Annotated in this window: 5 protein-coding genes; all 5 read right to left on the minus strand. The window is 47.7% G+C overall.

The window, feature by feature from the left end:
* Nucleotides 1-210 precede the first annotated feature (210 nt).
* Complete coding sequence (locus C234_RS16560; protein WP_051290277.1) at nt 211-3321, minus strand: ATP-binding protein; 3111 nt, start codon at nt 3319-3321, stop codon at nt 211-213.
* Nucleotides 3322-3609: 288 nt separating this feature from the next.
* On the minus strand, nt 3610-4764 hold the full coding sequence (galK, locus tag C234_RS0113905; RefSeq protein ID WP_027326252.1) for a galactokinase: 1155 nt from the start codon (nt 4762-4764) through the stop codon (nt 3610-3612).
* 53 nt (nt 4765-4817) lie between these two features.
* On the minus strand, nt 4818-6101 hold the full coding sequence (locus C234_RS0113910; RefSeq protein WP_027326253.1) for an MFS transporter: 1284 nt from the start codon (nt 6099-6101) through the stop codon (nt 4818-4820).
* Nucleotides 6102-6163: 62 nt separating this feature from the next.
* Nucleotides 6164-7261 carry an aldose epimerase family protein gene (locus C234_RS0113915; protein ID WP_027326254.1) on the minus strand — a complete coding sequence of 366 codons (1098 nt, stop codon included), beginning with the start codon at nt 7259-7261 and terminating at the stop codon, nt 6164-6166.
* Between the two features lie 67 nt (nt 7262-7328).
* Nucleotides 7329-7614: transposase (locus C234_RS0113920; RefSeq protein ID WP_027325428.1), on the minus strand; the 286-nt coding region annotated here is incomplete at its 5' end.

Raw genomic sequence — 7614 nt, forward strand, 5'->3', positions numbered from 1 at the left:
TATCTCCTGTCTTTTTTGTACCTTCTCCGGTTGTCCTGACTTATTATATAACAAAGATAGCCTGTTATGTAAAAAAGGGTTTGTACTATATGCGCATGGTTTTGTACTATATGCGCATTAACATTTGTTTAACTTCGGAGCACGCATGCTTTCATGTCAAATGACAGTTGTGTACGATGGGTGACAGTGAAAATTTCCGAACCGCAAGAATTATTGGTTGCGATAGGCTGTGGGGGTGATGCCGTATTCTTTCTTGAAAGCGCGGCTTAGGTGTGAAGAGTCGGTGAACCCGCATAAATCTGCTACCTGCATGATGGAATATCGGGGATTGCCCAGCATCCGGCGGGCATGAATGAGCCTTCTGCGAAGGATATGCAGGGAAGTGGGCGCTCCGGTGATTGCATTCAGTTTGCGATTGAGTTGCGAAAGACTGAGCAACATATGCGATGCCACGAACGTAGGAGTCAGTTGCGGGTCTTCTATATGGCTGTCGATTAATGCCACCACATCATTCAGGAAGTCGAGGTTGGCTCTCTCGACTGCGTTCGTCCCTGTTTTTGTGTCTTCTTGTGCGGGGATGCCACTGCCTGTGGCGGAGGTTGCGTCATCTTTAGCGGAACAGTCATTCATGAGTCTTTCTTCCTCGCTGGTAGCAACGTTATTTTCGGGAGAAGCTGCAACGATGGGAGGAACTTCTTCCATAGGCATAGGAGAGTTGCCGTGTGCAGAAGCGATTTCGCGCGGCATGCGGTTTTCCTGCGAAGCCGAACTGCCCGTGAAGAAAGCGGTGTCCTGCGTCAGCCGGGTATATTTCTCTTGCAAAAGACGCCGGGCGGTAAGCAAATTATTGATGGTGATAAAGAGCTCTTCCGCTTGAAAAGGTTTACGTATATAAGCCTCCACACCGCATCGCAGCCCGGCTATGCGGTCTTCGTCGGTGCTGCGGGCGGTAAGCATGATGACGGGGATATGATTGACCAACACATCTTGCTTCAACTCGGTGCACAGGGCGATACCGTCTTTCCGCGGCATCATAATGTCGGTCACTATCAAGTCGGGCAGATGCTCACGGGCCACGGCCAATCCCTCCTCACCGTCGGCGGCAGTGAGCAGTCGGTAATATGGAGAAAGCAGTGTTTGCAGATATAGGCGTACATCGGCATTGTCTTCCACAATGAGCAGCAGGGGCGCCTTGGGATTAGCGTTCGCCGCAGGTTTGATCTCTGTTCCGTATTCATCCGTCCGCTTGGTATTTGCGGTCGCAATAGCGGATGCGGAGAAGAGTGCGGAGTCTGCGACGGGACGTTCGCTCTTTTCGAGCCGGAGGATGTTTTCCTTGCTCCGGTTGTAGAGAGGCAAGCGTACGGTAAAAGCGGCGCCTTTGCCGGGAGTGCTCTCCACTTCGATCTTTCCATTCATTTTCTCCACCAACAGGCGTGTGAAAGAGAGACCGATACCGGTTCCCATGTCGTCGGTCGAGCGTTCGTTATGGTAGAACAGTTCGAAGATACGGGGCAAGTCTTCGGGATCTATCCCTACACCCGTATCGCTCACGCATAGAAGCAATGTCTCGTTCTGCGACGTATCGATACGGAAGTCGATGCGTCCTCCCTCCGGAGTATGCTTGATGGCATTGGAAATCAAGTTGCTTACCACCTTATCGATGTAAAAGGGCACAAAGTCCATTTCTTGGGCGAGCACACCGCTTTGGAAGTTCAGCTGTATCTGCTTTCTCTCCGCATATAACTGATAGTTTTCGACACTCATGCGCAGGTAGTTTACGATATCGCCGCGTTTCCATTGAGGGCGGTCGCTTCCGCTTTGCAGCCGTGTGATGTCGAGCAACTGGTTGACAAGCGAGAGCAGGCGGTTACTTTGCCGGTCGATGACTTGGATGTAGCGTTCGTGGTCGCTCTCGGAAAGGCGGTGACGGTCTTTCAATTGCTCGTTGAGACCTCGTATAATGGTGATCGGTGTACGGAATTCGTGCGTGATTCCCGTGAAGAAGTCCGTCCGCGCCCGTTCCACTTGCCGTAGTATCCGGTTGCTGCGAAGGCGTTGTCGATAGGCATACCACAACAACAGCAAGACGATAAGCGCAAAGGCAAAGGCAATGAGAACCAAATAAAGGGTAATCTGTCTGCGCATCTTGTCGGCACGGTTCTCAGCCTCGATACGTTGCAGACTCCGGGTGTTTTTATCCCGTTCGAAGTTCAGGCGGAGGTCGATGTACCGGTTTGCTTTCTGCACACCCCTTACACTATCCTCAAGCGCTTCACTTGCTTTGTAGTGTTTCAATGCTTTATCGAAGTGCTGAAGACGGAAATCGAAATCGTGTTGCAACCGATAGATAGTAACCAGATGCTCCGGCGAAGAAATTTCCGTGGCAGTCTGTTCGGCACGTATAATATAGCGGTTGAAACCCTCATCATTGTGTGTGAGCAGATGTATCTCCGCCATTGCGATACATGCTTCAAGCCAATGCCATCGGTCGGAGATACGATCCATCTGTTCATAGGCTTTGGTATAGTGTTCGAGTGCGGTGGCATAGAGCTTTTGTTTCTTGTATAAATGTCCCAAATGTATGTTGCACAACCCCATGCCCATTTCAGAATCGCCTATGCGGTTCTGTTCCATCGATCGACGGTAATACACTTCTGCCGAATCGTATTGTTCCCTCTCTTCGAAAATAGCTCCCAGATTAGCCAAATTGATAGCTTGCCCGATAGGGCTCTTTAGCGCTATTTCATCAGAAAGCGAAAGGCGAAAGAACTTCTCGGCGTCGTCGTAGTATCCCAGTGTCAGGCTGACATTTCCAATGCCGTTCATCGATACCACCCGGTTCTTTTTCCCTTCGGGCGAGAGCTTGCCCGAATAAGCTTCCGCATGTTCGAGTGCGCGGTAGTGGTAATCGGCCGCTTCGGCCAATGCTCCGATACGGCGGAAGTTGGTTCCTAAATTATTGAGCGCTTGCACAATCTCTATAGTGTCGGTGAGCGAATACGCCAATGTAAGTCCTTCCTGATGACTGGCAATAGCATCCGAGAAGCGGGCATTCTCCCTTTGTATTTTGCCCAACTGCTTGTAACACAGCATCAGGGCGAATCGGTCGTTGACGGATCGGTAATGCTCCAATAGTTCTTTGAGACTCTCTTCGTGTTTGATATCTTTCAGCTTATTTTCGAGGCTCAGGTAGTACTCTCTCGACTCCGCTTTATGGCTGACTCGCGAGCTGCATCCCGCCAATAGCAAGAGGGTAGGAATGAGAAATAAAAAGAATTTGCCGCAAAGGCCGTACAGATTGTCTACCGTTTCTCTCATGCGATATTTGTTTGTTCATATTTGCAGCGTTTGATTGCTTACGCTTTGAACCTTTTGTAGCAAAGATAATGTAATTTTTATTAATTAAACAGATTTAACGACAAATTTTGCCGCTCTTTTCCGATCTCGCTTGTGTCTCTCGCAGAGCGCATCACAGCATTCTGCCGGAGGTTGTATATACAAAGCGAACCCGGAAGTATCATTGTTGAACTTCCGGGCTCGTGGTTTCGTATAGATGGTGAGGTCTATCTCGAGAAGAACTGTAACCACCATCTTTTAATGTATCCTTTATAGCAACCGGCGAGAACCGTCGCTGATAACTACTTCGTAGACTTTAGGATTCCTGCCGAACTTAGCTCTGAACTCTTCTTTGGTCTTCTCCACGAAGTTGTCGTGCAATTCCTCTTTTACGAGATTGATGGTGCAGCCTCCGAAGCCTCCGCCCATTACGCGCGAACCGGTTACCCCATATTTCTTGGCGCAATCGTTCAGGAAATCGAGTTCTTCGCAGCTCACTTCGTAGAGTTTGCTCATTCCGTGATGGGTTTCATACATTTTCTGTCCTACGGTTTCGTAATCGTCTTTTTCGAGAGCGTCGGATACATCGAGAACGCGTTGGATCTCTTCAATCACATATTCTGCGCGCATGTAGTCTTCCGCGCTGATATCGTTTTTGGCTTCTTCCAACATTTCCATCGTGCAGTCGCGCAGGAATTCCACATGCGGATGTTTCTTCTTGATAGCGGCAACGGCATTCTCGCAACTTTCACGGCGTTTGTTATATGCCGAGGAAGCTAACTCGTGCTTTACCACCGAGTCCAGCAGAACCAACCGGTAGCCTTTCGGGTTGAACGGGAAATATTTGTACTCCAACGAACGGCAATCCAGACGAATCAAGCTGCCCGCCTTACCGAACAAGGAAGCGAACTGGTCCATAATGCCGCACTTTACTCCACAGTAGTTGTGCTCCGTTGCCTGTCCCACCTTAGCCAATTCGAATTTGTCTATCTTTCCTTCACCGAAGAGCTCGTTTAAGGCAAAAGCATAGGTGCTTTCCAAAGCTGCCGACGAAGACATACCCGCGCCCAGAGGCACATCGCCTGCGAAAGCGGTATTGAATCCTTTTACATCTACTCCTCGCTTTATCATTTCACGGCATACGCCGAAGATGTATCTCGCCCAGCTGGTGCGGGGAGCGTCTTCTTCTTTCAGTCCGAACTCTACATAATCTTTCAGATCGATGGAATACGCCTTTACTTTGTCGGTTCCATTCGGTTTGATTTCGGCCATGATGCCTTTATCCACCGCTCCCGGAAACACAAATCCTCCGTTGTAGTCGGTGTGTTCGCCGATAAGGTTGATACGTCCCGGAGAAGTATATACAAAACCGGTGGTACCGTCGAAATGTTTGATGAAGCGGCTTCTTACGTGTTCTATATCCATGATATTATACTATTAATGGTTGATAAATTCTTGTATCTTTCTTATGATTCTTATTACTCTGCGCTTTTGATTACTTTATGACCGATGAGCGCATAATATATAAGGTATAATTCGCCTATCACAACTATTACCCAAGTAATCTGCCAGCCTACGATACCGGCGGCTATTCCTTGTGTGAAGGGCAGTATGGCTCCGCCTACCACACCCATCATCAGAGCGCCCGAACCTTTGGATGTGTATTTGCCAAGTTTCGCAATGGCAAGAGAGAAGATAGCCGGCCACATAATGGAATGGAACAGACCTACTCCGACCAAAAGCAACGGGTTGTTTGTAACCACTGTGGCTGCTACCAGAATGGTACTGATGACAGACGTTACCAGAAGTTGTGTTTGCGCGCTTATTTTGCTTACGAAGCTTCCGCAGAGACGGCCTACTAACATTCCTCCCCAGTACAATGCTGCTAATTGAGCGGCGCTGGCTACTGTGAAAAGAGCGTTTCCGTCAACGTCTTTCAATGAGAGAGCGTACAGGTTGATGTTGGCTCCTACGGCTACTTCAACACCTACATACATGAAGATGGCGACAACTCCTAAAGCCAAATGTCTGAACGACCATACGCTTTCGGTAAGTTCTTCCGCTCCATCTTCCGAAGCTGCTCCTGCTACGTTCGGTAAATTCAGTTTGGTCAATACCACAGTCAGTACACCTACGATAGCTATCAGCACAGCCATGGGAATGTAGAGCTGGCTGATCTGTATTTGTTCGGAAGATACGCCTCCGAAGATTACGTATGCTACCAATAACGGGCCGATGGTTGTCATCGTAGAGTTACCCGCTCCGGCTATTGTCTGGCGTTGCACTGCGCTTGTTCCCTTTACATCGCACGCCACAAGATAAGGATTGATGGCGGCCTGTAAGAAAGTAAGCGCCGTTCCAGCAACAAACGAGCCCAATACGAATACGAAATATGCATGCGGCACTCTGACACTTTCGCCAAAGGCGATGTATGCAGGGAACCTGTCGAACAGAAGAGCCGATATTTCGAATATTCCGAATGCGAACAAAAGAATAATCAGTCCTCTGACGAGCGTGCTTCTGTAGCCATGCTTCTGAATGGTGTTGGCACTAAGATTACCCATTAAGAGGTATGCCAGGAAGAATGAGAAGTTGATGAACGTGGCAAGCATATCTTTTACAGGTATCGCTTCCTTTAAGAAAGCTGCTTGCATCGGCGCCTGGAATTGTTGGTTAATGTTGGTGATAAGACCCACTAACGACATTAGGATTACCATTGTAATAAATGGCCCTAAATAACTTTGTTTTTTTACGTTGTCCATAATATGTTTACTTTATTGATATTTAAATATTTGTTTGTTGTATATATGCTATGGATTGATCATCATTCTTCTACTCCGAATTTGTAAACCGTTATTTGCTGATATTCGTCATCCGGAAGCAAGGTGGCGGATGGGAAATGCGGTTTGTTGGGCGTGTCGGGGAAACATTGCGCTTCGAAGCAAACAGCGCTTCGCGCAGGGAATGTAGCTCCGTGTGCTCCTTCGAATCCATTCAGCCAGTTGCCGGTATATATCTGCATTCCCGCCTCTGTGGTATATACTTCCATTACGCGTCCGCTTTCGGGATCTTTGCATGTGGCGGCAAGATCGAGCGAACCGGTTTCTGTTTTGTTTAAAACATAGCAATGGTCATATCCGCTCCCGAATACTAATTGTTGGAACTTTTCGTTGATGCGTTCGCCTATTGCGTGCGGTGTGCGGAAATCCATCGGGGTTCCTTCCACTTTCGCTATCTCTCCCGTAGGTATAGATACTTCGTCGATGGGAGTATAGAAGTCGGCATTGATTGTGACGATATGGTTTTCTACGGTAGGAGTCGGCTTGGCTATTCCCGAAAGGTTGAAGAAACCGTGATTGGTGAGGTTTACTACGGTTGCTTTATCGGTGGTAGCGCGATATTCTATGGTTAACGCGTTGATATCCTCTTCCACACGATAACTCATCTCTACCTCCAATTTTCCGGGAAATCCCTCTTCTCCATCGGCGGAAGTGTAGTTGAACAGTATGGTGCTTTCATCAATTTGGGTAGCGTCCCATACACGAGCGTGGAATCCTGTAGGACCTCCATGCAGGGAGTTGGGACCGTTGTTTACGGTCAGCTCATGTTCTTCTCCGAACAGTGTGAATTTTCCTTTGGCAATGCGGTTGCCATAACGTCCGATGGTGGTGTTGAGGAAAGGTTCCGGACTTTGAACCACGTGGTCGATGCTGTCATGTCCAAGAACGACGTTGGCATATTTCCCGTTTTTATCGGGTACCATAATAGATAGAATGGCGCATCCGTAATTTGTTACGGCCACTTCCATTCCCAATTTGTTTTTAAGGATAAATAAGTCGGTTCCCTTGTTCTTTATATCCTTTTGAAAATCTTTCCGGCTGAGCCCTGAAATATTTCCGTCTGTGGGGAATGTGTTATTCATGTTTGGTTTTACTAAATTTTCTTGCAAATAAAGATAAATTCTTTGTTTCTCACAAATTATTCCGGCCCTATAACGAATCGTGTGGGTAGGCCATGTCAAGTTTACCCGACATGTAGTAGATCATTCTTATGAAGTTGTCTACGTTGCTGTATCCCCTAGCTCTTCTTTTGGCCAGTTGAATTTTAGAGTTAATACCTTCTAGCACACCATTGGTAACGCCTCTATTCTCAAAATAAGAGACTATACCAGACCAATGTGCTTTGATGGTGTTTACAAATTTGCGAAACGGTTCTAACTTGGCATCAATGGCAACATCGCACCAAAATGCCAAATAGCCCTTAGCTTCTTCTTTA

This window comes from Bacteroides pyogenes DSM 20611 = JCM 6294, assembly GCF_000428105.1.
In the GTDB taxonomy this organism is placed as follows: domain Bacteria; phylum Bacteroidota; class Bacteroidia; order Bacteroidales; family Bacteroidaceae; genus Bacteroides; species Bacteroides pyogenes.